The organism is Brevibacterium antiquum (assembly GCF_016107655.1).
GTDB lineage: Bacteria > Actinomycetota > Actinomycetes > Actinomycetales > Brevibacteriaceae > Brevibacterium > Brevibacterium antiquum.
Map to the genome: position 1 here is coordinate 129,502 of NZ_JABASX010000004.1, position 25,956 is coordinate 155,457.

Annotated in this window: 28 protein-coding genes; 15 read left to right on the forward strand and 13 right to left on the reverse strand. The window is 63.1% G+C overall.

Annotation, left to right across the window (positions count from 1 at the left end; translation table 11 throughout):
* Positions 1–47: 47 nt before the first annotated feature.
* The 3 genes from JFC13_RS08200 to JFC13_RS08210 all read left to right on the forward strand — a co-directional run bounded on the left by JFC13_RS08200 (position 48) and on the right by JFC13_RS08210 (position 3,451).
* On the forward strand, positions 48–845 hold the full coding sequence (locus JFC13_RS08200) for an NAD(P)H-dependent oxidoreductase (protein WP_198396608.1): 798 nt from the start codon (positions 48–50) through the stop codon (positions 843–845).
* Between the two features lie 90 nt (positions 846–935).
* Complete coding sequence (locus JFC13_RS08205) at positions 936–2,189, forward strand: GmrSD restriction endonuclease domain-containing protein (protein WP_198396609.1); 1,254 nt, start codon at positions 936–938, stop codon at positions 2,187–2,189.
* Positions 2,190–2,362: 173 nt separating this feature from the next.
* On the forward strand, positions 2,363–3,451 hold the full coding sequence (locus JFC13_RS08210; RefSeq protein ID WP_198396610.1) for an HNH endonuclease family protein: 1,089 nt from the start codon (positions 2,363–2,365) through the stop codon (positions 3,449–3,451).
* A gap of 74 nt (positions 3,452–3,525) precedes the next feature.
* On the opposite strand, the gene JFC13_RS08215 is transcribed toward JFC13_RS08210, so the two are convergent.
* Together JFC13_RS08215 and JFC13_RS08220 are read right to left on the reverse strand one after the other, a co-directional pair.
* Positions 3,526–4,035, reverse strand: a complete 510-nt coding sequence (locus JFC13_RS08215) for a PaaI family thioesterase (protein ID WP_198396611.1) — start codon at positions 4,033–4,035, stop codon at positions 3,526–3,528.
* Position 4,036: 1 nt separating this feature from the next.
* Positions 4,037–4,471, reverse strand: coding sequence for a PaaI family thioesterase (locus JFC13_RS08220; RefSeq protein ID WP_198396612.1), 435 nt, complete (start codon positions 4,469–4,471; stop codon positions 4,037–4,039).
* Positions 4,472–4,546: 75 nt separating this feature from the next.
* Here JFC13_RS08220 and JFC13_RS08225 point away from each other — a divergent pair, with 75 nt between their 5' ends.
* A complete protein-coding gene (locus JFC13_RS08225; RefSeq protein ID WP_198396613.1) occupies positions 4,547–5,029 on the forward strand; it encodes a winged helix-turn-helix transcriptional regulator in 483 nt (160 codons plus the stop codon).
* 30 nt (positions 5,030–5,059) lie between these two features.
* Here the strand turns inward: JFC13_RS08225 and JFC13_RS08230 are convergent, their stop codons facing one another.
* From JFC13_RS08230 to JFC13_RS08240, 3 genes are all read right to left on the reverse strand, one after another.
* Positions 5,060–6,217 carry a calcium:proton antiporter gene (locus JFC13_RS08230; protein ID WP_198396614.1) on the reverse strand — a complete coding sequence of 386 codons (1,158 nt, stop codon included), beginning with the start codon at positions 6,215–6,217 and terminating at the stop codon, positions 5,060–5,062.
* A 161-nt stretch (positions 6,218–6,378) separates the two neighbouring features.
* Entirely contained in the window at positions 6,379–7,977 is a 1,599-nt protein-coding gene (gene mdlC, locus JFC13_RS08235; protein ID WP_232488376.1) for a benzoylformate decarboxylase, read from the reverse strand.
* A 43-nt stretch (positions 7,978–8,020) separates the two neighbouring features.
* Positions 8,021–8,371: an ArsR/SmtB family transcription factor gene (locus tag JFC13_RS08240; protein ID WP_332839360.1), complete on the reverse strand. Its 351-nt coding sequence runs from the start codon at positions 8,369–8,371 to the stop codon at positions 8,021–8,023.
* A gap of 120 nt (positions 8,372–8,491) precedes the next feature.
* On the opposite strand from JFC13_RS08240, the gene arsB reads away from it, so the two are divergent.
* From arsB to JFC13_RS08255, 3 genes are read left to right on the forward strand one after another with little or no spacing between them, the layout of a single operon-like run.
* Complete coding sequence (gene arsB / locus JFC13_RS08245; RefSeq protein ID WP_198396617.1) at positions 8,492–9,607, forward strand: ACR3 family arsenite efflux transporter; 1,116 nt, start codon at positions 8,492–8,494, stop codon at positions 9,605–9,607.
* Complete coding sequence (locus JFC13_RS08250) at positions 9,604–10,062, forward strand: arsenate reductase ArsC (protein ID WP_198396618.1); 459 nt, start codon at positions 9,604–9,606, stop codon at positions 10,060–10,062. Before arsB ends, JFC13_RS08250 begins: the two co-directional genes overlap by 4 nt.
* On the forward strand, positions 10,055–11,527 hold the full coding sequence (locus JFC13_RS08255) for an NAD(P)-binding protein (RefSeq protein WP_198396619.1): 1,473 nt from the start codon (positions 10,055–10,057) through the stop codon (positions 11,525–11,527). The genes JFC13_RS08250 and JFC13_RS08255 overlap by 8 nt, the downstream gene beginning before the upstream one ends.
* An 8-nt stretch (positions 11,528–11,535) precedes the next feature.
* Here JFC13_RS08255 and JFC13_RS08260 read toward each other — a convergent pair whose 3' ends face one another.
* A complete protein-coding gene (locus JFC13_RS08260; RefSeq protein ID WP_332839361.1) occupies positions 11,536–12,228 on the reverse strand; it encodes an isochorismatase family protein in 693 nt (230 codons plus the stop codon).
* A gap of 113 nt (positions 12,229–12,341) precedes the next feature.
* Here JFC13_RS08260 and JFC13_RS08265 point away from each other — a divergent pair, with 113 nt between their 5' ends.
* Entirely contained in the window at positions 12,342–13,373 is a 1,032-nt protein-coding gene (locus JFC13_RS08265; RefSeq protein WP_332839362.1) for a GlxA family transcriptional regulator, read from the forward strand.
* Here JFC13_RS08265 and JFC13_RS08270 read toward each other — a convergent pair.
* From JFC13_RS08270 to JFC13_RS08285, 4 genes are all read right to left on the reverse strand, one after another.
* A complete protein-coding gene (locus JFC13_RS08270) occupies positions 13,366–13,866 on the reverse strand; it encodes a DoxX family protein (RefSeq protein WP_198396620.1) in 501 nt (166 codons plus the stop codon). The two genes, JFC13_RS08265 and JFC13_RS08270, sit on opposite strands and share 8 nt — an antisense overlap.
* Positions 13,867–13,960: 94 nt before the next feature.
* Positions 13,961–14,527 carry an NADPH-dependent FMN reductase gene (locus JFC13_RS08275; protein WP_198396621.1) on the reverse strand — a complete coding sequence of 189 codons (567 nt, stop codon included), beginning with the start codon at positions 14,525–14,527 and terminating at the stop codon, positions 13,961–13,963.
* The gene (locus JFC13_RS08280) at positions 14,524–15,630 is read right to left on the reverse strand and encodes an LLM class flavin-dependent oxidoreductase (protein WP_232488377.1); all 1,107 of its coding nucleotides are present in this window, start codon (positions 15,628–15,630) and stop codon (positions 14,524–14,526) included. The genes JFC13_RS08275 and JFC13_RS08280 overlap by 4 nt, the downstream gene beginning before the upstream one ends.
* Before the next feature lie 74 nt (positions 15,631–15,704).
* Entirely contained in the window at positions 15,705–16,154 is a 450-nt protein-coding gene (locus JFC13_RS08285) for a MarR family winged helix-turn-helix transcriptional regulator (protein WP_198396622.1), read from the reverse strand.
* Between the two features lie 213 nt (positions 16,155–16,367).
* Here JFC13_RS08285 and JFC13_RS08290 point away from each other — a divergent pair, with 213 nt between their 5' ends.
* Positions 16,368–17,918, forward strand: a complete 1,551-nt coding sequence (locus JFC13_RS08290) for an FAD-dependent monooxygenase (protein ID WP_198396623.1) — start codon at positions 16,368–16,370, stop codon at positions 17,916–17,918.
* A 126-nt stretch (positions 17,919–18,044) separates the two neighbouring features.
* On the opposite strand, the gene JFC13_RS08295 is transcribed toward JFC13_RS08290, so the two are convergent.
* Positions 18,045–18,887, reverse strand: a complete 843-nt coding sequence (locus tag JFC13_RS08295; RefSeq protein WP_198396815.1) for an alpha/beta fold hydrolase — start codon at positions 18,885–18,887, stop codon at positions 18,045–18,047.
* A gap of 97 nt (positions 18,888–18,984) precedes the next feature.
* Between JFC13_RS08295 and JFC13_RS08300 the strand changes: the two genes are divergently transcribed.
* A complete protein-coding gene (locus tag JFC13_RS08300) occupies positions 18,985–19,551 on the forward strand; it encodes a TetR/AcrR family transcriptional regulator (RefSeq protein WP_198396624.1) in 567 nt (188 codons plus the stop codon).
* 97 nt (positions 19,552–19,648) lie between these two features.
* Here JFC13_RS08300 and JFC13_RS08305 read toward each other — a convergent pair whose 3' ends face one another.
* Positions 19,649–20,128 (reverse strand): winged helix-turn-helix transcriptional regulator, encoded by a 480-nt coding sequence (locus JFC13_RS08305; protein WP_198396625.1) that lies wholly within the window; start codon positions 20,126–20,128, stop codon positions 19,649–19,651.
* 87 nt (positions 20,129–20,215) lie between these two features.
* On the opposite strand from JFC13_RS08305, the gene JFC13_RS08310 reads away from it, so the two are divergent.
* From JFC13_RS08310 to JFC13_RS08330, 5 genes are all read left to right on the forward strand, one after another.
* Positions 20,216–20,935, forward strand: coding sequence for an SDR family oxidoreductase (locus JFC13_RS08310; RefSeq protein ID WP_198396626.1), 720 nt, complete (start codon positions 20,216–20,218; stop codon positions 20,933–20,935).
* A 78-nt stretch (positions 20,936–21,013) separates the two neighbouring features.
* Positions 21,014–23,215, forward strand: coding sequence for a GMC oxidoreductase (locus JFC13_RS08315; protein WP_198396627.1), 2,202 nt, complete (start codon positions 21,014–21,016; stop codon positions 23,213–23,215).
* Positions 23,216–23,306: 91 nt separating this feature from the next.
* Positions 23,307–23,858: a MogA/MoaB family molybdenum cofactor biosynthesis protein gene (locus tag JFC13_RS08320; RefSeq protein ID WP_332839363.1), complete on the forward strand. Its 552-nt coding sequence runs from the start codon at positions 23,307–23,309 to the stop codon at positions 23,856–23,858.
* Between the two features lie 5 nt (positions 23,859–23,863).
* Positions 23,864–24,757 carry a formate dehydrogenase accessory sulfurtransferase FdhD gene (gene fdhD, locus JFC13_RS08325; protein WP_198396629.1) on the forward strand — a complete coding sequence of 298 codons (894 nt, stop codon included), beginning with the start codon at positions 23,864–23,866 and terminating at the stop codon, positions 24,755–24,757.
* Positions 24,758–24,865: 108 nt separating this feature from the next.
* Entirely contained in the window at positions 24,866–25,150 is a 285-nt protein-coding gene (locus JFC13_RS08330; RefSeq protein WP_198396630.1) for an aminotransferase class V-fold PLP-dependent enzyme, read from the forward strand.
* 14 nt (positions 25,151–25,164) lie between these two features.
* Here JFC13_RS08330 and JFC13_RS08335 read toward each other — a convergent pair whose 3' ends face one another.
* On the reverse strand, positions 25,165–25,935 hold the full coding sequence (locus JFC13_RS08335) for a sulfite exporter TauE/SafE family protein (protein WP_198396631.1): 771 nt from the start codon (positions 25,933–25,935) through the stop codon (positions 25,165–25,167).
* Between the last annotated feature and the right edge of the window lie 21 nt (positions 25,936–25,956).

Genomic DNA, 25,956 nt, shown 5'->3' on the forward strand with positions numbered 1-25,956 from the left:
GACTGTGGGCGATTCTGCGTCTCACTCAAGTGCGGTGAGATTGGCATATGAACTCATTTCATGAACCTACGCCAGGCCGCGCCCACTGGGTCTACACGCACCCACGGGCAGACTCCTTCAATCAGCACCTGTTCCGGGCAGGTTGCTCTGCACTGTCCGAACATTATGACGTGACTGTGTCCGACCTCTACGCCGACGGATTCGACCCGGCACTGAGTGAGCGTGATCTGGGAAGCCTGTCCACTGTCCCCGGCAACGTCTCGGACCTGGCAGGTGAGGCGTATGCACGTGGCGAAGTTGAACCCGAGGTCAGGCGAGAACAGGAGGCCCTGGCGGCCTCTGAGCTGCTGGTGCTGCAGTTTCCCCTCTGGTGGTACGGGCCTCCCGCGATGCTGAAGGGGTGGCTTGACCGGGTGCTGCAGACCGGATTCGCACAGGGGGACCTCGACGAGGACACAGGGCTGCCGCGCCGGTATGGCGACGGTCGGCTGATAGGGAGGAGGGCTCTGATCATTGTCACCGCGGGGGACGACCAGCGCACGCTGAGCCCGCGGGGCATCAGCGGCGACCTGGAATCCCTGCTCTTCCCTTTGACGCATGGTGCCCTGTGGTACGTGGGGATCGAAGCGCTTGACCTCCACGTGGTCTACGACGTGGAAGGTATCGGCGAGGCCGGGCGCGAAGAGGAACGACAGCGACTGACGGACCGGTTGGCGGGCCTTCCCCGCGAGCGGATCCGCCCGTATCGGACGATGCTGGGCGGAGATTATGACCGCAGGACCCGGGCCCTGGTCGACGGCGTGAACCCCGGACGCACGGACCTGGCCATCCACCTCAGCGACTGAAGGGGCTGGGGAAGTGACCTGCACGACGTCGATAACGAATGCGTCTCTATGTGCCCGCAGATCGTGCAGAGGCCACTGTTCAGTCATATCATGTCTGTAGTGGATCGGGGGCCGGCAGCAGTGCCGGTCACGGTCCACGACCACGTTCCCACCCCTTTGCACGACTGGACACCCATGCCCTTCTCCGCCTTCCTCAACCATGCCTCGACACGTCTGCGCGCCGGAATGGTCTTCGCCTTCATCACAATCCTCAGCCTCGCCCTCCTCTCCGGTTGTGCCGATGGCGGCGATGTCGAGACCGGCGCCGATGATGCATCCTGGACCTCGGAAGCCGGCCCCGCGACCGAAGAGGCCACCGAGCCGGAAGCCGAGCCCGAGACCACAGCACCGAACGAGGACGACCAGGACAGCGACGGCCGGGACACGCCAGCGGAGACAGAGCAGGGTCGCGCCGGCGGAACGACTGCCGGTACAGCTCTCGCGATGCTTCAGGAGCTGGAGGTCAAGGGCCGGGCTCCGAAGACCGGTTACGACGGGGACCTGTTCAAGTGGCGATCGGATGCCGACCACAATGGCTGCGACACCCGCAATGACGTGCTGCGCCGGGACCTGAACGACATCACCCTCAAGGCTGGCACGAAGGGCTGCGTCGTCATCGCCGGCGATCTGAACGACAAGTACAAGGGCGAGACGTACGCCTTCGACCGGGACCCGAACAACATCGACATCGACCACATCGTTGCCCGCTCCAACGCGTGGCAGACCGGTGCCGCGAAGTTCGACGAGGGCACACTCAAGGAATTCGGCAACGACCCGCTCAACCTGCTGGCCGTGGACTCGAGCCTCAACCGGCAGAAGGGCGACGGGGACGCCGCGACCTGGCTGCCACCGGCCAAGAGCTACCGCTGCGAATACGTCTCCCGCCAGATCGCGATCAAGCACAAGTACGAGCTGTGGGTCGTCAAAGCCGAGAAGGCCGCGATGGAGCGAGTCCTCAGCACGTGTGATGCTCAGCCCGCGTTCACGAAGAACGTCGCATGGCCAGAACCCGGCGCGGGTGACAATGCGAAGACCGCAGAAGACACTCCGACGACGAAGAGACCGGCATCGTCCGGTTCGAAGTCGAGTTCCGGTTCGAAGTCGAGTTCCGGTTCGAAGTCGAGCTCCGGTTCGAAGAGCGATTCGGGTGAGAAGTCGACGTCTTCCGGCTCGGGATCGTCGGGTTCGATCTTCTACAAGAACTGCACCGCGGTTCGTGACGCCGGTGCCGCACCTGTTCGCCGAGGTGACCCGGGGTATGCGTCTCACCTTGACCGTGATGGTGATGGAATCGGCTGCGAATAGTCGTCGAAGGCACCGAACATGAGAGTTTTATGACAGTTTCGATTTCAACAGATAACGAATCGGTTACCGAATGCTCAGGGACGTTCCCTATAGTGACAACCTGCCCTAACATTTCAAGCGTGTCCAATTCGATGAATTCCGCAGTCGCGACTCGCAGCACTCGAATTCGGGCAGTGTCCCTTCTTGCCATAACTGTTCTCGCCGTGCTCTCCGGGTGCGGCGGCGGCTCAAGTCAGGTCAACGGAAGCGAAGTTGCCTGGTCGACCGGCGGAGGCGGCACAGCGGATTCCGACCCGGTGCCCTCACGACCTTCAGCCTCGGCGGCACCCGGCCAGGAAACTCGACCGCACAATGACCGGGAAGTGCCCGCGAATTCAGGTCCTGATGTCGCCGCGCAGAACGAGTCGAAGCCTGCAGCCGATGGTGAAGACGGCAGCGATTCTCCACAGGACAGCGCAGGCACCGCTGGGTTGAGCCCGGCACGGTCGATGCTCGACGAGCTTGAGGTCAAGGTCAAAGACCACAGGGCCGGTTACGACCCGGAACTCTTCGACTGGACCTCGGACGTCGATGACAACGGCTGCGATACACGCAACGATGCGCTCAGGCGCGACCTCAAGGATCTTAAGATCGAGGCGGAGACCAACGGCTGTGTTGCCATCGCCGGTGATCTCGAAGACAGATACCTTGGTGAGTCGTACGCCTTCGAGCGTGGATCCGCCAATGTCGATGTCGATTACGTCGTCTCCGGCTCCAACGCCTGGCAGACCGGGGCCTCGGGCATGTCCGTCGACGAACTGCGGGAGTTCGGAAACGACCCGCTCAACCTGCTGACCGTGAGCGCGAATGTCATTCGACAGAAGGACGGCGGCGACGCAGCCGCATGGCTGCCGCCGAACGAGGACTTCCGATGCGAATACGTATCCCGGCAGATCGCGATCAAGCACAAGTACGGACTGTGGGTGGCCTCTGCTGAGAAGGACGCGATGGAGGCCGTGCTCGACACGTGTGCGGATCAGCCCGCCTTCAACAAAGAAGTAGCCTGGCCGGAACCGGGCGAGGGTGAGAGTGTCAGTGCCGAATCAGCCACCGAGGAGACCCCGGAGGAGTCTTCGGACGAGTCCTCGGGGACGAACTCAACAGAATCCTCAACGAGTCCGACCGATGGTGACACGAACCCGAATGACGGCGACGCAGACTCGACCGACGGCCGCGCGGATGGCTCGACCGATGAAACAGAGTCCGCAGCACCGGAGGAATAGACCGCGATTGGCCGCCGAGGCTGTCGCGCGGCGGGCACCGGCCGCTGAGTCGACCACCGCTGCAGAGCCGCGCGCTACTTGGCTTCCAGCGGGAAGACGAGCAGGCTGCCCGATGCTGTGGCGACAGTCTTGCCTTTGCTATCGGCGACTTCGCCTTCTGAGAAGATCACTCGGCGACCGGGCTTGACGACTCGACCTGTGGCGACAAGCGGCCCGCTGTCGGCCGTGACCGGGCGCAGGTAGTTGACCTTGATCTCAATGGAGGTATAACCGGTGCCCTTCGGCAGGGTGGTGTGCGCTGCGCACCCGAGCACTGAGTCGAGCAGTGTGCAGACCAATCCTCCGTGGACCATGCCGATCGGGTTGTAATGGGACTCATTCGGATGGCACCGGAAGGTGACCGTGCCCTCGCCCACCTCGGCGATCTCCATGCCCATATGGGAGCCGATGGGTGCCCCGGGGACTTCACCGGCAGCCATCTTGCGCAGATAGTCGATGCCGTCCAGCGTCGGCAGAAGTGCCAGCCCGGCCGAGGGATCGCTCCACGTCACCGTGGTTTCGCGCGTACTTGGTTCGGTGCTCATCTCAGTTGACGTCCTTCGGCATGGGGACGTTCTGCAGGCGCAGCTGGCCGCGGGCAAGGACCTTGTCCGAGGAGGTGTCGGTGATGATGACCTCCCACAGCTGCTGGGTCCGGCCCTGGTGCAGGGCAGTGCCCTCGACTGCGACGCGCGCACCTGTCGTCGGGCGCAGGAAGTCGGTGGCGTTGTGGATGCCGACAGCGAACTCGCCGCGCTCGCCCACGGCATGGCTGGCGCCGATGCTTCCGGCGCTCTCCACGAGCGTTGTGTACACGCCGCCGTGGACGACGCCCCAGGGCGTGTGATGGTCGGCGCCCAGGTCGGCATGGCCGCGGACTGACGTATTCGTGACCTCGTCGATGATGAGTCCCGAGGCGGCGACGAAGCGACTGGCCGTCTCAAGTGAGACGTCTGGAAGTGCGTCTGACTGCGGATTCATGAGTTCCCCTTCGAGCTGGCTGAATAATTTGAAGTTAGCCTACAATGGATCAGGCGGTCAAACGAAGGAGCGCATATGGACTGGCTGGATTTCGATACTGCCGACTGTTCGATCCAGAAGACGCTGGACATCATCGGGGAGAAGTGGACCGTGCTCATCCTCCGTGAGGCGTTCAATGGAGTGCGCCGGTTCGACCAGATCCGTGATCACGTCGGCGTCTCGGACCCGGTGCTCTCCGACCGGCTGCGCAAGCTTGTCACCGCGGGAGTCCTGACGGTCAAGCCCTATCGCGAAGTCGGTCAGCGAGCCCGCAAGGAATATCGGCTGACGGACAAGGGCCTCGACCTCTACCCCGTGATGATCTCTCTGCTGCGATGGGGAGACAAGCACGGTGGTGGCCAGGACCTCGGATCGGGCGGCCCACGGCTCGAAGTGCTGCATCGCGACTGCGGCGAACCGGTGAACGCTGTTGTCGAGTGCGCCGCGGGTCATCCCATTTCCTCACCCCGGGAATCCGTGACCCGCATGAGCGACGCCGATCGATCCCGTGCGGGCTGAGGTCGAGTGCAGTGCCAGCGGCGGGCCGGCTCAGGAGAAGAGCGTGATCCCGAAGATCGCGAATACGACGAGGTGGGCCGCACCGTGGATGGCTGTGACCCTCTTCGCCGCAAACGAGGTCACCGACAGCAGCAGCGTGACGCCAAGCAGAAGCAGGTTCGCCGGGGACTCGGCAAGCACGATCGGCTGATCGGTGAGCAGTCCGATGAGCAGCACAGTCGGAATCGTCAGCCCGACCGTGGACACCTGCGCCCCGTGGCACAGGTTGCTCACCCGCTGGATCTCGCCTTGCCATGCCGCTCTCACCGAGGTGATCGTCTCCGGGAGGAAGACGATGAGCGCAATGACGACTCCGGACAGAGCCACAGGAGCGCCGAGGCGGCCCAAGCCGTCATCGAGCAGCGACGCCATATCGTGGGAGAGCAGGACGATCGGAGTGACCGTGGCGATGAGCAGTACGAGGCGCACGATGATCTCGATGCGGTGGGTGGAGATGATCTCGACGATGCTCAGTTTCGGTGGCACGGAATCGCTCGCACCCACCTCGGCGGGGATCTGGGTCAGTCGCGGATCGACCTCGTGGAAGTCCGCGGCCTGGGCGCCCATCTGACGGTAGAGGAAGAAGGCGTAGATGCCGATCGTGAGCACGATGATCGGGATCTCCTGCCATTCCTCGTAGCTGCCGTTCGAGCCGATGAGCGCCGGCAGGGCGAAGGCGAGAGCGGCGAGGACGATGATGAGTGACAGATACGTCGAGACGCCCGTGCGGTTATGGGCGAGGCTGCCGTGGCGCAGCCCCGCGACCAGCAGACACAGGCCGATGACGGCATTGAGAATGATCATCGATACGGCCATGACTGAGTCACGGGCGATCGTGGCGTGCTCTCCGGGGCCGAGGAGGACGGCGGCGATGAGCACCACCTCGATGAGCACGATCGAGAGCGTGAGCACCAGCGAACCATAGGGATCGCCGAGGCGGCGGGCCAGGTGCTCGGCCTCATGGACGACGCCGAAGGCGCAGATGAGGATGACGCCGACGATGACGATCAGGGCGGTGACGAGGAGCGGGTCCGCAACGGGCGGAGTCAGCAGTGGGCCTGCGAAGAGGAGAGTGGCGAAGGCGCCCCAGCCGAGGATCAGGCGAACGATGGCAGAGGGAGTGAGGATGCTGCGAATGGCGGCAGGCATGACGGGCATTCCTGTTCTTCGAGGCCGTCCTCATCGTGACTGATTGCGTTCGGGTCGTCCCGACCGCTTCTAGCTGCTGTTGCTCACTTCTCAGAGTATCGAGATCGGTGTGCTCAGGACAAACTGCGGCCCCATTGGAGCCGACCGTGCGCTGTGCGCAATTACGAGACGATCGAGGCGTCGATGAGCACCGGGCCCGACGCCTCGAGTGCCTCCCGATAGGCGGCGGCGAACTCGGCACGGGTCGACGTCTGTTTGGCCGGGACCCCGTAGCCCTGGGCCAGGGAGACGAAGTCGATTCCGCCCAGGGTCAGACCAGGAGCCTTGGGCACGCCCATGCGCTGTGCAAAGCCGGCCAAGGCGCCGTAGCCGGAGTTGTTGATGATGACGAACACGGTTCGCGTCTGCAGCTGGGCGGCCGTGTACAGCGCGGTGATGCCGTAGTTCGCGGAGCCGTCACCGACGGTCGCAACGATCGTCTTCTCCGGTGCTCCGATCGACATTCCGACGGCAACGGGAAGCCCGAAGCCCAGACCGCCGGAGGCTGGGAAGCTGTACATTCCTGGTCTGTCGATGGCGACTCGTTCGAGGTAGTCGAGGTCCAAGGTGGTGGTCTCGTTGACGTAGGACACCGAGTCATTGACGTGCTCGTTGAGCACTTCGAGTACCTCTCCGCCGGTCATTCCCTCCGCCGAGGTGGCCGCTGGGCTCATGATCCGTGAACCGCGCTCGCCGCGACGGGTGCCGCGATCGGTGATCTGCTTCGCGAGAGTCACGGTGGTGCTGGCGACATCGGTGATGACGGCTTTGCCGAACGGTGCCCGGGTGGCCTCGCGCGGGTCCTGGGTGATCTGGATGACCTCGGTGCCGGGAGTCAGATAGTTCGAGGGCTCCCAGCGGTGATATCTGAACACGGCCGCACCCAGGACCAGGACGAGGTCATGGTCGGCCAGCTGGTCCCGCACGGACTGGATCCCGGGGACAAGGACTCCCTCGAAGTTCGGGTGGGTCGTCGGGAAGGGGCAGCGGGTGGGCGACGGGGCGATGTAGACGGAGGCGTCGAGCTTCTCCGCCAGCGACATCGCTGCTTCCATGATGCTCGAGTCAGCAACGGCGGCGGCATCCACCTGGGGACCGACCACGAGAGCCGGACGCTTCGCCCCGTTGAGGGAGGTGAGCAGCTCCTGTTCGAGCTCCGGATCGATGCCACGCCCGGTCGACACCGATCGCTGCGGCAACAGGTCGTCATCGTCGAGTGCCGGTTCGCCCCAATCGTCCAAGGGCACCGAAACATAGACGGGACCGCTCGGCTGGGTGACGGCTTCGAATGCGGCTTGGGACAGGGTCCGGGGGACGTCGGTGGCAGACAACGGCTCGTGGGAGTACTTGACCAGCGGCGTCGGCAGTGCGGCGGCATCCGCGCTGGCCAGCATCGCTTCCTGACCGACCGTCCGGCGGACCTGCTGGCCGGCGAGGATGACCAGCGGAACGTGGCCGTAATGAGCGTTGGTCAGCGCGCCCATACCGTTGCCGGAGCCGGACGCAGCATGCAGGTTGACCAGAACCGGACGCCCGGTGACGCGGGAGAAGCCTTCGGCCATGCCGACGACGACCTGTTCATGCAGGCCGAGGACGAAGCGGAAATCATCGCCGAGTCCCGCGAGGAACGGCAATTCGTTCGATCCGGGGTTGCCGAATATCGTCGTCATTCCGTGGGCACGGAAGACGTCCAGGCTTGCCTGAAGGACAGTCGTGGTCATTGACCTCTCTGCTTTCGTCCGGGGGAGTGGTTCGTGTTGCATCTTACGCAGGGGAGAGGAATGCAGCGATGCGCTCCAGAGTCTCTGCCGCCAGCGAATAGTACGACCAGATGCCTCGCTTCTCACGGTGAAGGACTCCCGCGTCGACGAGGATCTTCAGGTGGTGTGAGACCGTGGGTTGGCCCAGCCCGACCGGATCGATGAGGTCACATGCGCAGGCTTCATTGCCTTCGTGGGCGGCGACCAAGGAAACCAGGCGCAGCCGTGTCGGGTCGGCCAGGGCTTTGAAGATCCGGGCGAATTCCCGTGCCCGATTCTCGTCCAGAGGCTCGCCGGTCAGTGTCGTGCAGCAGGCCGCCGAGGCGGGTGCGGGCAATGTCTGTTCAGTGGTCACTCCTCCATTATGCCCATACATTGACAGTTATCGATATGTAGTGCTTAGATTCATATCGATAACCTTCGATGTTTGCGGCTGGGGAATCTCGGCCGTGAACAGATTCGTCCCAGGAGTCCGATGAGCACCCCAGTGACAGCCCTCACCAGTGAACCGGCACAGACCAAGCTGTCGACCCTCGATCGTTTCCTGCCGGTGTGGATCGTCGCAGCGATGATCCTCGGCCTGCTGCTCGGCCGGCTTGTGCCCGGACTCGCTGCGGCCCTGGATTCGGTCAAGGTCGCCGATGTGTCACTGCCGATTGCTCTGGGACTGCTGGTGATGATGTATCCGGTGCTGGCCAAGGTCCGCTACAACGAAACCGGGCGCGTGCTCAGCGACAGAAAGCTGATGATCACGTCCCTGCTGATCAACTGGTTGGCCGCTCCTGCCTTCATGTTCGCTCTCGCGTGGCTCTTCCTGCCTGACCTTCCGGAATATCGGACGGGATTGATCATCGTCGGCCTCGCCCGCTGCATTGCGATGGTCTTCATCTGGAACGATCTTGCCTGCGGGGACCGTGAAGCCGCTGCCGTCCTCGTTGCCATCAACTCGGTCTTCCAGGTCTTCGCCTTCGGTCTCCTCGGCTGGTTCTACCTGCAGTGGCTGCCGAACCTCCTGGGATTGCCGACGACGAGTGGCGAATTCTCGTTCTGGGCGATCACGCTCAGCGTGCTCGTCTTCCTCGGTATTCCGCTGTTGGCCGGGTTCCTCACTCGCCTCATCGGTGAGAAGGCCAAGGGGCGGACCTGGTACGAAGACCGGTTCCTGCCGAAGATCGGGCCTTTCGCGCTCTATGGACTGCTGTTCACCATCGTCTTGCTCTTCGCCTTCCAGGGTGACGAGATCACCTCGAACCCCTTGGACGTTGTGCGCATCGCTCTGCCGCTGCTCCTCTACTTCACCGTCGTCTTCGCCTTCGGCATGGTTGTGGGCCGTGGCCTGAAGCTGGGCTATGAGAAGACGGCCACTCTGGCATTCACCGCCGCGGGCAACAACTTCGAACTCGCCATCGCAGTGGCCATCGGCACCTACGGAGTCGCCTCCGGACAGGCCCTGGCCGGAGTCGTCGGTCCGCTCATCGAGGTCCCCATCCTCGTCGCCCTCGTCTACGTAGCACTATGGTCACGACGTCGCTTCTTCCCCGAAAGTGCCGCAGGCCAGATGTCGGCGAAGCGACAGGAGCCGTACTCATGACCTCAACCGAAACGAAGCCCGCCGTCCTTTTCGTCTGCGTGCACAACGCAGGCCGATCACAGATGGCCGCAGGGTTCCTCCACGAGCTCGGAGGCGACCGAGTCGAGGTCCGCTCCGCCGGCAGCCAACCGGGGACAATGCTCAACCCCACCGCTGCCGAGGCGATGGCTGAGATCGGCATCGACATCACCGACCAGCACCCGAAGATCCTCACCACCGACACGGTGAAGACCTCAGATGTGGTGATCACTATGGGCTGCGGCGATGCCTGCCCCATCTTCCCCGGCAAACGCTACGAGGACTGGGAGCTCGATGACCCCGCCGGTCAGGGAATCGAGACGGTGCGCACCATCCGCGATGACATCCGTGCCCGCGTCGAGACCCTGCTGACCAGCCTGTCCATAGCCACGGCCTCTGCAGACGACGCGCTTCCAGACAGGACGACTGATGACTGACATCACCACAGGCGAACTCCCAGTTGCCGTCATCGGTGCCGGGCCGGTTGGTCTTGCCGCCGCGGCGCACATCATCGCTCGCGACTTGGAGCCGCTCGTCTTCGAGGCAGGTGCGACACCTGCGGCCGCTGTCAGCGCGTGGGGCCACGTCGGTCTCTTCTCACCGTGGAAGTACAACATCGACCAGGCTGCACGAGCGCTGCTCGGGCCAACAGGATGGGTGGAGCCCAATGGCGACTACCTGCCCACCGGGGCTGAACTCGTCGCCGAGTACCTCGTTCCCTTGGCCGCAACCCCACAGCTGAGCAAGGCGATTCGCACGCAGACACGAGTCATTGCGATCAGCCGCGTCGGCAAGGACCGCACGCGAACTCCGGGCCGTGACGACACTCCATTCCTTGTTCGGACTCAGAGCGAGCGCGGAGAAATTGTGGATCATGTCGTTCGTGCCGTCATCGATGCCTCAGGCACCTGGGAGACACCGAACCCGCTGGGCCAAGCGGGCCTGCCGGCCATCGGTGAACCCGAGGCCCGCGAGGCCGGGCTCGTGAGCTCACCGCTGCCCGACGTCCTCGGCCGGGACCGGGCACAGTTCGCCGGCCGTCATACGCTGGTCGTCGGAGCCGGTCACTCGGCGGCCAACACTCTGCTGGCTCTGGGGGAGCTCCACGAGGCCGAACCGACCACCCGTATCAGCTGGGCCATACGAGGAGCTGATCCTGCCGGTGTCTACGGCGGTGGCGACCAGGACGGGCTCCCAGCCCGCGGAGCTTTGGGCACCCGATTGCGCAACCTCGTCGAAGCCGGACGCATCGAGGTTCACACCTCGGTGACCATCACGAGGCTAGGCATCACAGACCGGAGCGCCACCTCGGCGACCAGCATCGGGCACGACGTCACAGCTTCAGACACTGCAAGCGAACTCATCGTCACCGGTACCACTCCAGACGAATCAGTCTCCCTTGACGTTGACCGGGTCGTTCCGAGCACCGGATTCCGACCGGATCTCAGTTTCCTCCGCGAAATCCGACTCGAGCTCGACCAGAGCGTCGAGGCGCCCACAGGCCTGGGCCCACTCATCGATCCGGAACACCACAGCTGCGGAACCGTCGCACCTCACGGAGCTCGCCTCCTGGCCCACCCGGAGAAGGACTTCTACATTGCGGGTATGAAATCCTACGGCCGCGCGCCGACGTTCCTCATGGCCACCGGTTACGAGCAGGTCCGTTCGATCGTCGCCGCGATCGCCGGCGATCAGGAAGCGGCCGACAATGTCGAGCTGGTGCTTCCGGAGACCGGAGTGTGCTCGGCAGACATCGGTTCGTCATGCGAGTCGACCTCAGCCGAGGCTGGCGTCGAAGCCGCAGAATCGGATTCGTGCTGCGATTCTCCCGCACAGCCAGTTACGCTAGGTATCCCCTCCGGGCTGGAGCACGGTCGCAGCACCACTGTGGCAACAGACTGAATCAGACGTCATGAGCTCTCCCCAGCCTTCTGCGCACCCGTGACGGCCGAACTGCCCAGGTCTCCCTTCGGCAGCGGCTCCTGAGAAGTCAGTGCCTGAGTCCAGGCCTCGGTGGTCGCGACGGAGGCCCAGTTCGAATGCAGGAGCGCCATCAGCGTCGTGTGCACGGTCTTGGCATCGGCGAAGCCGGCATCATTGGCGATATTGATGGCACCGGTCGCATCGGAGAGCACCTCCGTGGTGAAGCCGAGAACCTCGGCACCTGCTGCCGAAGAGAGGATGCAGTTATTGGTCATATAGCCCACGAGGGTGACAGTGTCGACGCCCTTCTCGCGCAGCCATGCTTCGAGATCGGTGTCTGCGTAGACGGAGCCGTATTCCTTGACCACTGACTTCCAGGACTCGGTACGACGGCTTTCGACCTCTGGGTGGAGAGCGAATCCAGGCTGATCCGGGTTGAAGACCGGGGCGGCGGTGCCCATGGTGTGCTGGAAGACGGCGACCGGAATGTCGGCGGCAATCGCGGCGTCGATGGCTGCAGTGATCTTCGGCAGTGACTGGTCATGGCTCGGGTACTGGATCTCCAGGGGGCCGTCGAAGTACTGCTGCTGCACATCGACGAGGACAAGGGCGCGGCGGGCGGTAGTCATAGCGATCTCCAAGGTTGTGGTGAGTGAGAACGTGGCGCGTAGCTGCGGCACACCTCCAGTGTGCGAGAGCCGACCGCGCACTGCCAGTAGCACAAATGCTCATCTACGATGGAATTACGCCAAACTTCACGAGCCTGCCACCAGTCAATCAGGAGGAGCCCGACGTGCGTATCGCCATCTATGCCTTCACCGGCATCACCATGTTCCACCTGTCGGTGCCGCAGATGGTCTTCGACGAGGTTGCCCGCCAGGGTCTCGCACCCTGGGTGACGGTCCTGTTCTCCGACGACCGTGAGCCGATCACGACGGCGGAGGGGTATCAGATCACCGGGCTGAGCGGGCCGGAAGCGGCATCCGGCGCCGAGGTTGTCGTTGTCCCGTCCTGGTACGACGATTGTCGCCCGGCTGGGCAGCCCCTGCGACAGCTGCTCGTTGACAGCCATGACCGGGGTGCTTCCATTGCCGGACTCTGTCTGGGCACGTTCCCCATCGCAGACGCGGGTCTGCTCGCCGGCCGCAGGGCGGTGACGCACTGGCAGGGGTTCGAGCAGCTCACGGCTCGACACCCGGATCTCGAGATCGACGATTCAGTTCTCTACATCGACTACGGCGATGTCATCACCTCGGCGGGCACAGCCTCGGCGTTGGATGCCTGTCTTCACATGGTGCGTACGAGATTGGGGGCCGACGCTGCGAACCAGGTGGCACGCAGCCTGGTCATCGCACCGCACCGCGACGGTGGGCAGGCGCAGTACATTCAGCGACCGCTGCCGGAGCATGCCGATGACGACCCCATCTCTCGGGTTCTCGATTGGGCAGTCGATCACCTTGACGAATCACTGCCGGTCGAGAGGTTGGCCGAGGTCGCACACATGAGTGTGCGGACCTTCATCCGCACCTTTCGGGCATCGACAGGGGCCACGCCTGCGTCCTGGGTGCGCATGCGTCGCCTCGATGAGGCCCGTCGGGCACTGGAGACGACGAGCGTGTCGATCGATCAGATCGCCGTGAACTGCGGATTCGGCAGTGTGGTCACTCTTCGGCAGAACTTCGCTGCCGCGTTCAAGACGACTCCTTCGGAATATCGTCGCCGGTTCGAAGCGCGGCCCGTTTCAACTGGGCCGTCCTCAACTGGACCGTCCTCAACCGGGCCGTCCTCATCTGGTTCGGCGTCTGATCAGCCTGCGGCTATTTAGCCAGCGTCTGTTCGGCCGGAGCGGAGTCTGCGCTCGTTGCCGCGGCGCTTCGCGACTGCTTCGACCCCTTCTTCCCTTTGAGCAGGAACCTGTCGACACTGAAGCGACCTGGTCCCATGGCGGCCAGCAGCAGGGCGCCGGCGGCAAGAGCTGCGACGAGTTCCCACCCGCCCTGATCGACGAAGGGGACTGGGGTGAGGTGGACGATGACCAGTGCGCCGATGAGGTTGGCCGCCAGCAGAGTCCCGACGATCGGAGTCAGGGCACCGAGGATGAGCAGTGCTCCGCCGATGAGCTCGACGAAGGTCGCGAACGGCGCCGCGATGTCCGGCAGCGGCACGCCCATCTGGGCGAATGACTGAGTAGTTCCGGCAACGGTCCACTCATTGAACTTCTGCCAGCCGTGGGCGATGAAGATGGCGCCGAGGGCGATCCGGGCGATGACGGTGATGACGTCGCGAGCGATGGTCGGGAATCCAGTCGTGGCATACACAGCGATCTCCAAAGTTGGTTGAAATTGCAACTACAGGGTATGTGCTGCGCTTGGCAAGACGCTGACAGCAGTTTCGCTTGTCGGAGTCTGACGCTCAGAACCCGTAGGCGGCGTCCTTCGCCTCCCGGATCGAGGCGTAGGTCTGTGTGAGCACGAGGGTGTCCTCGACGAGCCGGTCGAGACGGGCGATGACATCGGTGTTGACGATCTGATTGCGCAGCAGGTCCTTCTCCTCGACGAACACATACGGCTGCACGACCTGGGCCTTCATGTACGTGAGGATCGGCTGCAGCTGCTGCTGGGGGATGAGATAGTGCTTGGCCGAGCCTGCGGTCGCGACCATGGCCGCGACCTTGTCGCGGAATGCATTGACCGGCAGCAGGTCGAAGATGTTCTTCAGCGTCGCAGGAATCGAGGCCTGGAAGATCGGCGTGCCGATGATAATGGCATCGGCATCCATGAGGGCTCGGGTGACACGAGCGGTGCCACCGGTGTACTCGGTGAAGTTGCGGCCGTCGCTGAAGACCATGTCGACCTCGGCGAGGTCGATGAGCGTGGCCTCGACGTCGGGGTCCTGGACCATGACCGTCTGGGTGACATGCTCCATGACGGTCCGCGTCTTGGTGCCGACGTTCGAACCCGAGATCGCGACGAGCTTCATCGGGCGACCTCCTGCGCCGTGTACTTCTTCAGTGCGGGGATGATCTCGGAGCCGATGGTCTCGATCTGCTTCATCACCTGGTCGTAGGGCATACCGCCGAAATCCATCTGACCCAGGTAGCGCTGATGGCCGAAGGCCTCGTGCTGATGGAGAATCTTCTCCACGATCTGCTGGGGGCTACCGAGGTTGACGATGCTGTGCGGGTCAACGGCCTGGGCGAAGAGCTGCTTGGGCATGCCCTGCCCATTCGTGCGCTTCATCCCCTCATTGATATGCGGGTAGAGACCGCGCAGCGCCTCCTGCGAGGTCTCGGCAACATGGAAGAATCCCGCAGTTGCGATCGGCAGGGTATCTGGGTCGAACCCTTGGTGGCGTGCCGCCTCCCGGTAGGCATCGACCGTGGGTTTGAACGACGAGGTTGTCCCACCCAGGTGCGCCATGACCATGGGCACCCCGGCCAAGCCCGCCTTGGTCGCACTCGTCGGGGCACCGCCCACGGCCCGCCAGATCGGAAGCGGATCCTGTGTGGGGCGGGGGAGCACCTCGGCGTCGTTCAGCGGCGCACGGAACTGTCCTCTCCAGCTGAGCTTCTGCTCCTGATTGATTCGGTTGAGCAGATCGAACTTCTCTTCGAACAGCTCCTCGTAGTCGCGCAGATCATAGCCGAGCAGTTCGAACAGCCCGACACGAGAGGCGCGACCGGCGACGAGTTCGGCCCGGCCGCCGGAGATGTGGTCGATCGTGGAGAAGTTCTCGAACACGCGAACCGGGTCCGAAGTGCTCAGGATCGTGGAGGTGCTGCCGATGCGGATGGTGCTCGTCGCCTGGGCGATCGCACCGAGGATGACGGCGTGAGCCTGCGAGGCGAAGTACTCCTGGTGGCTCTCACCGACGCTGAAGAAGTCGAAGCCGGCGTCCTCGGCCGCCTGCGCATAGCCGATGAACTCTCGGATGCGCTCGCCGGCACCCACCCTGGACCCGTCGGCCGGGTTCGGCAGATGATCGCCGAGGCTGTACATCCCGAACTGCAGTCCCTGGCCGGGCGTGAATCCGAAGTGATCCATCATGTTCGCGGGCTCAGTGTGGGCGGTGGTGTCGGTCATGTTCTCTCCTCGGTGACGGCGACTTCGAAAAGTATCGTTTGCCATGTCAACTGATGGGTGCGGAGAAAAATTCCCTAGGGCTTTTCGTCTGCCTCGCGGCGTTTGACACTGTGCTCGTAGAGCTTCTTCATCAGCGCATGCAGCTGCGTCTTCTCATCCTCATCGAGGGCCTCGTCGAAGAGTGCGGACTGGAATTCGATCTGGGCCGGGTAGGCCTTGTCGAGCCGCTGCCTGCCGACGTCCGTCAAGGAGATGAACTTCGTCTTCCAGTCCTGTGTGCGTGAGATCAGACCATCGCGTTCGAGCCGGGAAACCATGCGGGACACACCTCCGCCGCTGACCGTGAGCCCCTTCGCCAGATCCGACTGGGTGACCGGTTCACAGGCGCGAATATGGCTGAGCATCTCGAACTGGGCGATGGTGAGATCGAAGTGGTGCAGGTGAGTATTCGACATCTGGTTGCTGTTCTGAACGAAACGCACCATGCGCAGCCAGATCAACGTGCTCAGCGACAGATCCTCCATCGTGCCTCCTATGATCTCGGGCCGAGTGTGTCGGCGGTGCTGCCTGATGGTCAATCTACATCGTGGCGAAGCGGCAGATGATAGCGACAGACGACGAAGGCAAGGAACTCAAAGTTCCTTGCCTCTATTTACTTTATAGTGCAGATAGGGACTTGCGGCAAGACCCCTTCTGCGGGGGAGACTAGTACCTCGCGTTGAGAGAGTGGAGCAGTTGTGACTGAAGTGATCATCGTCGGTGCCGGGCCGACCGGGTTGATGCTGGCCGCAGAGCTGGCTCTGGCAGGGGTGGACAGCGTTCTTGTCGAGAGACGAGCAAACCAAGAACTGGTCGGAACGCGTGCGCTGGGACTGCAGTCGCGGACCCTTGAGATGCTCGATCAGCGCGGCATCGTCGATCGTTTTCTCGATGAGGGCCAAGTCGCTCAGGTCCTGGGGTTCGGCAACACGCGACTGGGCATCATCGATTTTCCGTCACGACACCCGTACGGATTGGGCCTCCGGCAGCAGCGCACCGAACATATCTTGGCCGGGTGGGTCGAGGAGCTCGGGGTGAGAATCAACTACGGCGTTGACGTCACCGGATTCGATCAGGACCGCAGTGGAGTTGAGGCCCAGCTGTCCGATGGTCGTGTGCTGCGCGCTGACTACATCGTCGGCTGCGACGGAGGGCGCAGTCGGATCCGCAAGGCTGCGGGGATCGATTTTCCCGGTTGGGAGCCGACGATGAGCAGCCTCATCGCTGAGGTTGAGCTGACCGAAGAACCGGAATGGGGCGTCCACCAGCACGAATTCGGAACGCAGGCGTTCAGTCAGCTTCCGAACGGCCGGGCAAGTCTCGTCGTCTCTGAGAAGGAGCCGCAGGAGAGCTCAGAACCCACTCTCGATGATCTGCGCTTCGCGCTGACCGAGGCGTGGGGACAAGACTTCGGGGTTCGCGATCCGAGTTCGCTGACTCGTTTCACCGATATGGCTCGACAGGCCGCTGCCTATCGTTCTTCCCGGGTGCTGCTGGCCGGTGACTCGGCGCATGTCCACTCGCCGGTCGGCGGCCAGGGCCTCAACACAGGAGTCCAGGATGCTGTGAACCTGGGCTGGAAGCTCGCACAGGTGGTCAGAGGGACATCGCCGGACAGCCTCCTCAACACCTATCACTCGGAGCGTCACGCAGTCGGCGCGCGAGTCATCCACCACAACCTGGCCCAGACGGCACTGATGCGAATGGACGACCGTGTCAACGCCCTGAACGAAGTGATCGATGGCTGGCTCCACATGGACGAGCCGCGCAAATCACTTGCCGGCGACCTCTCCGGCCTCGCCATCCGCTACGAGGCGCGAACCGACGTTGCCGGTACAGCCGATGCTGCCGGCGGAACCGTTGACGCCAGCTCAGACGTGCACCCACTGGTGGGTCGTCGCATGCCCGACCTGGATCTCCACACTCCAGCGGGGGCACGACGAACATTCACGCTTCTCCACAGCGCTCGCCCAGTGCTGCTCAACCTCGGCGATCCCAGTGATATCGACGTCAGAGCATGGGCGGATCGTGTTGATCGTGTCGATGCGCGCTACTACGGTGTGTGGGATCTGCCGGTCATCGGCGAGGTGTCGGCTCCCACTGCCGTGCTCATCCGCCCGGACGGCTACGTGGCGTGGGTCGGGCAGTCGTCGGCCGCGGGGCTGAGCGAGGCGCTGGGATTCTGGTTCGGTTCCGGAAGAGACTCGCCTTCGGCAGGATCTCCTCAAACGATTTCACCGAGACAGTGACTATCAGCAGACTCAACCCCACCCTCTGATCGACTGTCTGCCTGTCTTTGCGCGTAGCAAGCCAATGCCGTCGGCTTGCTACGCGTCAGGTGGACAGACGTGGCTTCCGGCGTGGTGCCTCAGTCGTCAACTCTGAAGGAACCTCAGTAGGGCGCTGTTGACCTCATCGGCGTGAGTCCAAAGAAGCCCGTGTGGTGCACCGTCGACCTCGATGTATTCGGCTTCGGGGAATGCAGCATGGAAAGGTCGTCCAGTCGCGTCAATCGGGAGAACGTTGTCGGCTGTCCCGTGCAGAATCAGCGAAGGCTTATTCGCTGCGCGGACTGCGTTCACGTCGGTGCGGAAATCTTCGAGCCAGCTGGAAACCACAGAGTACGCCGCAACCGGAGCCGAAGCCGTCGCGGTGTTCCAGTTGGCTCTGACAACTTCTTCGCTGATTCGGGATCCAATGTTGTCATCCAGGTTGTAGAAGTCGTTGTAGAACTGCGTAAACCATGCGTAGCGATCTGCTTTCGCCGCTTCAGCGATGCCGTCGAAGACCTGCTGATCGACGCCGGTTGGATTGTCCTCGGTCTGTAGGAGGAAAGGTTCGAGCGAAGCCAGGAATGCAAGCTTGGCAACGCGTTCATGCCCGTAGCGTGCGACATATCGTGCCAGCTCCCCAGTGCCCATTGAGAACCCGACGAGAATGGCGTCGCGAAGATCGAGTGTCTCGAGCACTGTGTTGAGGTCTGCCGCGAACGTGTCGTAGTCATAGCCGGTACTGACTTTGCTGGACTGACCGAAGCCGCGACGATCGTACGTGATCACTCGAAAACCGGCGGCAAGCAGTTCACGTGTCTGCAGTTCCCAACTGTGGCCATCGAGTGGATAGCCATGGATCAGCACGATCGGCTGCCCTGACCCCTGATCCTCGTAGTAGAGGTCGATGTTGGTGGTGTTCTCTTGGCCGACGGTGATGAATGACATGGTTTGGCTCCCAATCTTCATTGCATGTCCGAGAACGGTCGTTCTCTGCATGGGGTATATACTAGAGAACGACCGTTCTCGGCGCAAGGGTGTTTTGATGATCAGTGAAGGAACAGCACGGAATCTGGTGGTGAGGGCCGCTGCGTCACTCTTCTACGCACGCGGAATCCAGGCGGTTGGCATGGATGCGGTGCGAGCAGAGGCGGGTGTATCGCTCAAGCGAATCTATACACTGTTTCCGTCAAAGTCTGACCTCGTGGCAGCTGTCTTGAACCACCGCAGGGCGCAATGGGAAAGTGGTCTGGAAGATGCCGCCAAGAACTGCCGCACGCCCCAAGGCAAGTTGCTCGCGATCTTTGATTTCTTGCGCAGCTGGGTCAGCGAGGGCGATTTCCGGGGTTGTGCCTTCGTCAACGCTTTTGGTGAATTGAGCGGGGTCTCGCCGGACGTGGCAGAGCTGTCCCGAAATCAGAAAGCGGCATTCCGAGAGTACGTAGCCGAACTCGTACGCGAGGCCGGCGCTTTTCAAGCGTTGACTGACTATCTGGTCATTCTTGCCGAGGGTGCACAGGTTATTGCTGCGATCGACGGAGGCGTTGATGCGGTCGACAATGCGCGTAGTGCGGCGGAAATCGTGATTGCGAACGCGCTGGGCGAACTGTGAGAGTGGCCGGTTCCTGCTCGAGCAGAACTTCGAAGAGGTGACTCAGCTCATCCGCAATTTGCCAGTGATCATCTGAGGCGCAGGTGCGGCTCGTCTCCTAGCAGGTCTTCGATGTACGTATCGGCTCGACGTCGTCGATCGGAACGACTCGCCCCTCGGGGTCGACGAAAGCGGCCGTGAGTTGGCGACCGTGCTGGTCGCGGAATGAGACCGAGGTCGGCACGGGCGAGGGCGTCCACTCGTCTCCCCACTGCTGGAGTGCGGCAATTGTGAGCATCATCTGACGTCCGCTCTCGGTCAGGTGATAGCTCCAGCGCGTGCGCTGACCGAACTCGCGGTATTCCTGCGTCTGCATCAGTCCCGCCCCCACCAGAGTCTCCAATCGGGTCGTGAGCACGTCAGAGGCAATCCCCAGTCGTTGCCTGAACTCGGTGAACCGGGTGGTTCCGGCCAGCGCCTCACGGAGGATGAAGTAGCTCCACCGTTGGCCGACGACACTCACTGCACGTGCCAATGAGCACGCCTCGTCCCCTGTGTACTCGTTCACGATCGCGGCTGTTTTCGTTGCATCCTGCATGCCCCCATCCTACTGGGTTGGAATTTCCGTTTCAGCAGGTTATTCTGAGTGGGAAAAGCCAACCCAGCTCGTGAGAGGAAACTCATCATGCATCTCAACAGCTCCACCGCCCTGGTGACCGGCGCCGGCCGCGGCATCGGTCGCGCATTCGTCGACGAGCTTCTGGCCCGTGGTGCAACCAAGGTCTATGCCACCGCCCGAGACGACTCGTCGGTCATCCGAGGCCCGCGTGTCGTGCCCATGGCACTCGACATCACCGACACCGAGGCCGTCGACCATGCCGCCTCCATCGCCGGTGACGTCGACGTGCTGATCAACAACGCAGGACTGTCCACGCTGGCTCCGCTCGCCACCGGTGCTCCCGAGGACATTCGCCGAGAGATGGAGATCAACTACTTCGGCACGCTGGCGATGGTGCGGGCATTTGCTCCGATCCTGGCTGGGAACGGAGGGGGCAGCATCCTCAACGTATCCTCAGTGATGTCCTGGCTCGGCATGGAGCATTCTGGAAGCTACGGAGCGTCCAAAGCAGCCGTGTGGTCGATGACGAACTCCCTGCGGATCGAACTCAGCGGACAGAATACGCAGGTCACCGGACTGCACATGGCCAGCACCGACACCGACATGATGTCGGGATTCGACGTCCCAAAGAACACGCCGCACGCGGTCGCGGCGGCAGCACTTGATGGGCTCGAAGTCGGTGATCTCGAAATCTTGGCTGACGACGATACCCGTTCGGCGAAAGCGAACCTGTCTGGAGACCCCGCCGAGGTCTATTCGCAGGCCGTACGACACCGTCTGCCGTAGAAAGAGCGCGATCGCTGAGTCGTTCGCCCAGTAGACTCGAGACTATCCAGCAACCAGAGTCGGTTCGTCAGGAGCTTCATGCGCGGCAGAAAAGACGCGGACATCAGCGAGACCGTGGAGACTGCATCCGAAGAACATGCTGATGTCACAGTCGTCGGCAGCGGATTCGGGGGAGCAGTGGCGGCTGCCCGATTGGCTCAAGCAGGTGTGTCGGTCACCGTCCTCGAACGTGGCAGGCGATGGCGACCGGGCCAGTTCCCTCGCTCCACAGAGCTTGACGAAGGCTGGCTCTGGCAGGCGGGGCACGGGCTGTACGACCTCCGCTGGTTGAAGTCGATGCTCTCCCTGCAGGCCGCCGGTTGGGGCGGAGGCTCCCTCGTCTATGCGAACGTGTTCGCGAGGCCCGCCGCGCAGACCCAGGATGATCGTTGGCCGACCACCCTGCGCCGTCAAGCACTCGACCCCTACTACGATCTGGCCGGCACCATGCTCGGAGTCACTCCCATCCAGCCTGATCCGCTGACCGGTGTGCTTCCGCCTCGTACGAACATCGTCGAAGACCTCGTCGAGCACACGCAGATCCGACCAGCGATGATTCGGCCCAACCTCGCGGTCCGTTTCGGTGATTCGGAAGTGTGGTCGCGAAACGTCCACGGTGTGGCTCAGCGAGGGTGCGCCTTTGTCGGGGAATGCATTCTGGGCTGCAACAGGTCAGCGAAGAACTCCCTCGACCTCAATTACCTCGCGGTCGCAGAACGACACGGGGCAACAGCGGTCACCGGTGCCGAGGTCACACGAATCGCATCAGACGGTCCAGGATGGTCAGTGTGGTCGCTGGAAGGCGAGGGCGCCGATCAGCATCTGGTTCGCCGCACGTCGACGAGGTTGATTCTCGCGGCGGGCTCCGTCGCCACGACCGAACTCCTGTTGCGTTCCCGCGACGTCGACCAGACACTGCCTGACCTATCTCCCACTCTGGGGCACGGGTTCTCTGGCAATGGGGATCAGCTCGCTCTCACGAATATTCGCCGATCTGACGGTGACCTCACGACAGGTCCGACGATCACCACGACGACCGTCCTCGACGTCTGGGAGCAGTCTGAACCAGTATGGTTCCAGGTGCAGGACGGTGCCGTGCCTGTCGTCGTCTCCGCCATGCTCGATCGACTGCTGCCTCTGCGGAGGCTGCGTGGATGGTGGAACCGCTTGCGCCGAAGGGACCCCACCCGAACGATGGCGTTGCTGTCCATGGGACATGATGCGGGAACGGGCCGGCTGCGACTCGATGATCACGGACGCGCGCAACTTCTGTGGGCGAACCGGTGGCAGTCGCGTCTTTATCGCGCCGAAGAACGAGTCGGTCCCCTCATTACCCGGATCACCGGGGCGCGGGTCCGATCGGTGATCCCCTGGTCAATCTTCAAGAAGCCGGTCACGGTGCACCCGCTGGGCGGAGTCCCGTCAGGCAATGATCGCGACACAGGCGTCGTGGGACGTGACCTGCAGGTGCACGGGTACCCCGGCCTCTATGTGATGGACGGAGCCGTACTCCCGGCGTCCACAGGCGCAAATCCCTCGGCGACCATCCTTGCCGGTGCGGAGCACGCGATGGAAGGACTCATCCGGACGATCACCGGAAACAACTCGTGGCGAGCCCCGGAATGGGAACATGTCCGCCCTGTGCCGGCACCTGAAGACGATGCCTACGAATGGATCGCCCGCCGTCGACGCGATACCGCTGGGGATGGGATCGTCTTCGACGAGCACATGCACGAACGCGTGCCAGACGCTGCGCGGGCCGGCGAGCTGCAGGTGCGGCTCGAGATCTCCAGCCTTGACCGGTTCCGTGCCGATCCTGAGCACCGACTCTCGGTCAACGGCACGATCACTCTCGCTGAGCTTCCGGGTACCCACAGCGTGACGGGCGAGCTGCACATGTTTCCACGTCACGGCGAGCATCTCATGCGATACGACCTCCGGTTCACGGATCTGGACGGGCAGAACTGGATTGGCAATGGTCTCAAGACGCAACAGGGCAACGGGCCCATCGCCAGGTACAGAAGTCTGACGAACGCTGGGCTGACCATGCACCGCGAGAACGATCCGAACGTCTCCATCAGGACCAGGCTGATGCTGCACCCGCACAATGTGCTCGGCAACGGCCTCTCCCTTCGGGGTACGGGATTCACAGTCCCTCGGCGGGCGAAAGCGTTGGCGAACTTCGCGAGCTTCTTCCTCTCTGGAGTATTCGGGATCCGCCACCGCTCCGAAAGCAACTGAGCACAAACAGGCCGAACTGGAACTTGGCATCGACGACGGTCGTGGAACAATGGGGCCAGAACGCGAGAGCAATGGGATGGGGGGAATGGCTGTGACCACTGAGAATTCGACGGGCAGTGTAACTGACGACCGCCTCGGCGCGGGACGGACTGCCGCCGTCATCATCGCCTCCACCTCGGCGGCCAGGGGCGAAGCGGCCGACACCACCGGCCCGATCCTCGTCGACTGGCTGCGCACCCGCGGCTACGAGACACCCGATGCCATCGTCGTCCGTGACGGCGAACCGGTCGGCCAGGCACTGCGCACGCTCCTCATCGACACCGACGAAGACCGGCGCCCGCGCATCATCGTCACCAGCGGCGGCACGGGACTGGCACCGGATGACCGGACCCCGGAATTCACCGCCGAACTCCTCGAGCGGCAGTCACCGGGGCTCGTGTACGCGATGTGGCGCAAGGGCTTGGAATCGACCACCTCGGCGGTGATGAGCCGCGGAGTCGCCGGCGTTCGCGGCCGCAGCTTCGTCATCAACTTCCCCGGCTCGAAGGGCGGGGTCAAGGACGGCATCACCGTCATCGACGACCTCCTCGAACACATCCAGACCTCGATCGAGGACACCACCGACCACGGACCACGGGTCTGATCGCCATGGTGCAGCGCAGGGCAGTGCGAGCCCGAGTCCACAAATTCGACGCCACCGGAGAGATCTCCGCCGGCCCCGACTCCCTGGCTGGGGAAGAGCCGCTGGAGGTCCGCCTCAACGGGGAGCAGTTCTCCGTCACCATGCGCACACCCGGCAACGATGTCGAGCTTGTGGCCGGCTATCTCCTCTCCGAGGCGGTCATCACGACCATGGCCGACATCGAAGAGATCGACTTCTCCACCGGGCTCGCCCCCGACGGGACCCGAAACCATAACGTCGCGGCTGTGCGGCTGCGACCCGGAATCTGGAGCGCCGAGGCGGCCCCCGCCCGATCCGTCTACACCTCTTCCTCGTGTGGGATCTGTGGAACCGCGGCCATTGACGCGGTGACGAAGACCTCCCCTTACCCCCTGATCCCGGCCTCTTTCCACCACGATGAGGATGACGGTGAAGAGTACCGGTTTCCGCCTCTGCTCTCGGCCGCACGCATCGGTGAACTGCCCGACCGGCTGCGCACACAGCAGGACGTCTTCGACAAGACCGGGGGAGTCCACGCCGCCGCACTCTTCGCCGTCGGCGATGATCCGAACGATGAGCCGGAACTCCTCATCGGACGTGAGGATGTGGGCCGTCACAACGCCGTCGATAAGGTCATCGGCTGGGCGATGTCACACCACGGACCCGGTCTGCCGCTGAGCCGCACGGTCCTCCAAGTCTCAGCGCGCGCCTCATTCGAGCTCGTCCAGAAGTCCGCAATGGCAGGCATCCCGATGATGTCGGCCGTGAGCGCACCATCGGCCCTGGCCGTCGATCACGGCAAGAGTGTGGGTGTGTCCGTCATCGGCTTCAACCGCAGGGGCCGCTTCAACGCGTATTCCTACCCGGAGCGCATCGCCTAGGCGTACTGCCCCCGAGTCCTCCCACGGTGCCATTTTCGGTGGAATGGGAATCAATGATGATCGCAGCCCGCACACGTCCGCACTCTCGCTTGCCGAAGCGCAAGCGGAATGGGGCGTCGACGGCACCTTCCTCGACTTCTGCTCGAGGTCGGCGTCGACCAGATCCATGAGCACGATGTGGCCTTGGCCAATGCCTTCCGTGAGGGGGTGGGCCTGGAAGCCTCGAACTCTGCGATCGTGTCGATCGAGGTCGCCGATGCGGCACCGTCGCGACTGGAGGAGGCGGGGATCCGATTCTCCATGACTGACGGACGGGCACGCTTCGGCTTCCACATCTACAACGACGAAGACGATGTCACTGCGGCAGTTGAGGCTCTGCATGGACTGACATGAGCGCAGCCCAGTTCTCACCCGATGAGCTGTAGCGTCTCCTTGATGAAGACAACTGCCGCAATGGCCAGCACGAAGAATCCGAATCCCTTGCGCAGGCCGTGACTGGGCAGTCTGTTGCTGAGCCAGAATCCAATGAAGGATCCGGCGACAGCCAAGCCTGCGATCGCTGTAGCCAGCGACCAATCCAGTGAGGTCGAGACGGTGTATCCGGCCAGCCCGGACGCCGACTGCATCGTGATGATGAGCAGGGACGTCGCCACGGCGCGTGGCATCGGAAGCCGCGATAAGAGCACCAGCGCCGGAACGATGAGGAAGCCTCCGCCGGCACCGACGAAGCCGGAGACAAGTCCGACCATTGCGCCGATGGCAAGGGCCTTGCCGATCGGCAGCTCTTGTGGCCTCTCGTCCTGGTCACCGGCCTGGCGGCGTCCGCGGATCATCGCGATGGCAGCGGCCGTCATCACCGCAGCGAAGGAGAACATCAGCACCGTAGCCGGAACGTAGGCTCCGACTCGGCCGCCGAGGAATGCCCCCACCATCGCCGCTATCCCGAAGATGAACCCGGTTCGCCACACCACCCGTTTCTTCAGTGCATGCAGGGTCAGGCTGACCAGTGATGTGACACCGACGATGAACAGTGAAGTCGGAATTGCCTGGACGGGATCCAGGCCCGTGATGTATGTGAGCATCGGGACTGCGAGAATTGCACCGCCGCCGCCAAGCAGCCCGAGGGTGAGGCCGATGACCAGGGCGAGGGAGAAGGTGAGGGCGAGGGAGAAGTCCATACCGGATGCGAATGCAGTCGG

Coding starts and splice junctions, on each gene's coding strand:
- JFC13_RS08200 (WP_198396608.1), top strand. CDS start 48: ATGAACTCATTTCATGAACCTACGCCAGGCCGCGCCCACTGGGTCTAC.
- JFC13_RS08205 (WP_198396609.1), top strand. CDS start 936: ATGTCTGTAGTGGATCGGGGGCCGGCAGCAGTGCCGGTCACGGTCCAC.
- JFC13_RS08215 (WP_198396611.1), bottom strand. CDS start 4,035: ATGAGCACCGAACCAAGTACGCGCGAAACCACGGTGACGTGGAGCGAT.
- JFC13_RS08220 (WP_198396612.1), bottom strand. CDS start 4,471: ATGAATCCGCAGTCAGACGCACTTCCAGACGTCTCACTTGAGACGGCC.
- JFC13_RS08225 (WP_198396613.1), top strand. CDS start 4,547: ATGGACTGGCTGGATTTCGATACTGCCGACTGTTCGATCCAGAAGACG.
- JFC13_RS08230 (WP_198396614.1), bottom strand. CDS start 6,217: ATGCCTGCCGCCATTCGCAGCATCCTCACTCCCTCTGCCATCGTTCGC.
- mdlC (WP_232488376.1), bottom strand. CDS start 7,977: ATGACCACGACTGTCCTTCAGGCAAGCCTGGACGTCTTCCGTGCCCAC.
- arsB (WP_198396617.1), top strand. CDS start 8,492: ATGAGCACCCCAGTGACAGCCCTCACCAGTGAACCGGCACAGACCAAG.
- JFC13_RS08250 (WP_198396618.1), top strand. CDS start 9,604: ATGACCTCAACCGAAACGAAGCCCGCCGTCCTTTTCGTCTGCGTGCAC.
- JFC13_RS08255 (WP_198396619.1), top strand. CDS start 10,055: ATGACTGACATCACCACAGGCGAACTCCCAGTTGCCGTCATCGGTGCC.
- JFC13_RS08275 (WP_198396621.1), bottom strand. CDS start 14,527: ATGAAGCTCGTCGCGATCTCGGGTTCGAACGTCGGCACCAAGACGCGG.
- JFC13_RS08280 (WP_232488377.1), bottom strand. CDS start 15,630: ATGACCGACACCACCGCCCACACTGAGCCCGCGAACATGATGGATCAC.
- JFC13_RS08285 (WP_198396622.1), bottom strand. CDS start 16,154: ATGGAGGATCTGTCGCTGAGCACGTTGATCTGGCTGCGCATGGTGCGT.
- JFC13_RS08295 (WP_198396815.1), bottom strand. CDS start 18,887: ATGTCATTCATCACCGTCGGCCAAGAGAACACCACCAACATCGACCTC.
- JFC13_RS08300 (WP_198396624.1), top strand. CDS start 18,985: ATGATCAGTGAAGGAACAGCACGGAATCTGGTGGTGAGGGCCGCTGCG.
- JFC13_RS08305 (WP_198396625.1), bottom strand. CDS start 20,128: ATGCAGGATGCAACGAAAACAGCCGCGATCGTGAACGAGTACACAGGG.
- JFC13_RS08310 (WP_198396626.1), top strand. CDS start 20,216: ATGCATCTCAACAGCTCCACCGCCCTGGTGACCGGCGCCGGCCGCGGC.
- JFC13_RS08315 (WP_198396627.1), top strand. CDS start 21,014: ATGCGCGGCAGAAAAGACGCGGACATCAGCGAGACCGTGGAGACTGCA.
- fdhD (WP_198396629.1), top strand. CDS start 23,864: ATGGTGCAGCGCAGGGCAGTGCGAGCCCGAGTCCACAAATTCGACGCC.
- JFC13_RS08330 (WP_198396630.1), top strand. CDS start 24,866: ATGGGGCGTCGACGGCACCTTCCTCGACTTCTGCTCGAGGTCGGCGTC.
- JFC13_RS08335 (WP_198396631.1), bottom strand. CDS start 25,935: ATGGACTTCTCCCTCGCCCTCACCTTCTCCCTCGCCCTGGTCATCGGC.